Origin of the sequence: Acidovorax facilis, assembly GCF_023913775.1 — a bacterium.
GTDB classification, from domain to species: Bacteria; Pseudomonadota; Gammaproteobacteria; order Burkholderiales; family Burkholderiaceae_C; genus Acidovorax; species Acidovorax facilis.
Genome location: NZ_JAMXAX010000239.1, coordinates 1 through 2,792, shown reverse-complemented (window position 1 = coordinate 2,792; position 2,792 = coordinate 1). Strand labels below are relative to the sequence as shown.

General features: G+C 65.7%; 2 protein-coding genes. Both read left to right on the top strand.

Features of this window, described 5'->3' with window-relative positions:
* Window positions 1-252: 252 nt before the first annotated feature.
* The gene (locus NFX52_RS29665) at window positions 253-1,533 is read left to right on the top strand and encodes an ABC transporter substrate-binding protein (protein WP_156358549.1); all 1,281 of its coding nucleotides are present in this window, start codon (window positions 253-255) and stop codon (window positions 1,531-1,533) included.
* A 141-nt stretch (window positions 1,534-1,674) separates the two neighbouring features.
* Window positions 1,675-2,628, top strand: coding sequence for an AEC family transporter (locus NFX52_RS29660; protein ID WP_055392935.1), 954 nt, complete (start codon window positions 1,675-1,677; stop codon window positions 2,626-2,628).
* The last annotated feature ends 164 nt before the right edge of the window (window positions 2,629-2,792 follow it).

The window sequence follows — 2,792 nt, the reverse complement described above, 5'->3', positions numbered from 1 at the left end:
GCGGCCGGGTCAGGCCGCGCAAGGGCGCAATGATACCGGCGCGGTCCGGCAGCCTGTCTAGCCCGTGCCCAGTCGGGGTGGCCCGCGTGTGCCGGGCGTGCGGCTGACAGGCCCCTGACGGGTGGGCGCCACCGGCACCTGGCGGGCCGGACGCTCCGGGAAACCCCGCTAGGGGCTTTGTTTTCACAATTTGATACTCGCAGGCCAGTGCATCTCTTGCCGGGATGCTGGTGTAGAGAACCGAGCCCCGCCATGAACCCCACTGACCAGCCCTCCACCGCTCAGACCGCCGCACCGGGCATCCCGGACGCACGCCGCCGCTGTGTGCACCTTCGCGCATGGAGCGCTGTGGTGGCATCCGGTGTACTGGCCTGCACAGCCCTGCTGCCGGCACAGGCCCAGATCGGCAGCACCGTGCCTGTGCGCGTGGGGGTCGTGGGGCCGTTCACCGGGCCATCGGCCGACTTTGGCGTGCCCATGCTCAACGGCATCAAGCTGGCGGTGGACGAAATCAATGCCGTGGGTGGTTATCTGGGCCGCCCGCTGGAGCTGGTCATCAAGGACGACACGGCCGACCCCGACCAGGGGCGCAAGGTGTCGCAGGAACTGCTCAATGAAAAAGTGGTCGCCACCATCGGCTTTTGCAACACCGGCGTGGCGCTCAAGGCCATCGACCTGTTCCAGGGCGCCGCCAGCCCCCTCATCGTGCCCTGCGCCACGGGCACTGCCGTGACGGCCAAATACCCCGCGCCTGACAGCTACATCTTCCGCGTGCAGGCGCGCGATGCGATCCAGGCGCCCTTCCTGGTGGACGACATCGTCAAACGTGGCTGGGACAAGGTCGCCATCTTTGCCGACAAGACCGGCTACGGCGAAGGCGGCTACAACGACGTGGTGGCCGCGCTGGCGGCCAAGAACCTCAAACCCGTGCATGTGGCGCGTTTTGACCTGGGGGTGAAGGACCTCACGGCCGAGCTGACCGCCGCGCGCAACGCGGGCGCCAACGTGGTCTACAGCTACACCGTGGGGCCGGAAAACGCCACCATCGCCAACGGCAAGAAGGCCCTGGGCTGGAAGGTGCCGCAGGTGGGGCCGTGGCCACTGTCCTTCCCCTTCTTCCTCGAAGGCGCCAAGGACGCGGCCGAGGGCGCGCTCATGGTGCAGACCTTCATCGCCGAGCCCAGCAACGAGCGCCGTGCATCGTTCCTGTCGAGCTACACCCGCAAGTACCATGGCAAGGTGGCGGTGCCCATGGCAGCGGCCAACGCCTACGACGCCACCTACCTGCTGATGTATTCCTTCCTCGGCATCCGCGACGGCAACCTCACCGGCAAAGCCATCAAGGAGTCGCTGGAGGGCAAGATGAAGACCTACTACGGCGTGGTCACCACCTACGACAAGCCCTTCAGCGTGCAGGACAAGGACGCGATCACGCGCAACATGCTGGTCATGGGCATGGTCAAGAACGGCGCCATCACCTTCGCCTATCCCGAAGACGCCAAGCGCAACCTGATCATCCAGCGCAAGCAGTGAAGTGGATGCGCCTTCAACCGCAATGCTGGCTGGAGATCCTTGCCGTGCATTCGCCATGGGTGATGGCCCCCACCTGACTTTGCGCTGACCACACCGGGCGCCGCAGACCCCGGCCGCAGGCGCAGCAAGGACAATGGGACCGTGCTCTCCGTCCTTCTCATCACCTTCCCCTTCTTTGCGCTGGTGCTCTGCGGCTATCTCGCCGCCCGGCGCGGAGTGCTTCCCCAGCCGGCCATCCCGGGGCTCAACGCCTTCGTGCTGTACTTTGCACTGCCCTGCATGTTGTACCGCTTTGGCGCGAGCACGCCCATCGCCCAGCTGCTGGATCCGGCCGTGGCGGGCGTGTATGTGCTGTGTGCGCTGGTGATGGTGGGGGCCACGGTGGCCCTTACGCGCAAGGCGCATATCGGCTGGAACGACGCAGCCTTCGGTGCGCTGGTGGCCGCTTTTCCCAACACCGGTTTCATGGGCGTGCCGCTGTTGGTCGCGCTGCTGGGGGCGCAAAGCGCGGGCCCTGCCATCGTCACCATCGTGGTGGACATGGTCATCACCAGCTCGCTGTGTATTGCGCTCTCGCGCCTCGATGGCGCGGGCACCCACGGCGTGGGGGCGGCGCTGAAGAATGCCTTCAAGGGCATGGCCACCAACCCCATGCCCTGGTCGATTGCGCTGGGCGCACTGGCTTCGGCCCTGCAGTTCAAGCTGCCTGTCCCGGTGGACAAGACCATCGCCATGCTGGCCGACGCGGCCTCGCCTGTGGCGCTGTTCACCATCGGCGCCGTGCTGGCGCGCTCGCAGATGAACCAGCACGAGCAGGTGTCCGCGCGGGACTACGTGCCGGTGGCGCTGGCCAAGCTGCTGGTGCACCCGCTGCTGGTGTGGAGCGTGGGCACGGCGGCCATGGCGATGGGGGTGCCGCTCACGCCCTTTGCGCTGACGGTGCTGGTGCTGCTGGCCGCGCTGCCCAGCGCCAGCAACGTCTCGCTGCTGGCCGAAAAGTTCGGCGCCAACAATGGGCGTGTGGCGCGGATCATTCTGGTGTCCACGGCGCTGGCGTTTCTGAGCTTTTCAGCAGCGGTGGCGTTGCTGACCTGATTGCTATATTTATGATAGCTATTGGCGCTTTTCCATAAAGGGCGGTTTCAAGTCCAAGTGCAACAATCAAGTTAATGGACTGAATCGGGCTGTTGGGCCAAGCGAGCCAAATGCTCGGCATACACCTCAATAGGCTTGCTCCAGCCCAAAGTCATCCTGGGGCG

Coding starts and splice junctions, on each gene's coding strand:
- NFX52_RS29665 (WP_156358549.1), top strand. CDS start 253: ATGAACCCCACTGACCAGCCCTCCACCGCTCAGACCGCCGCACCGGGC.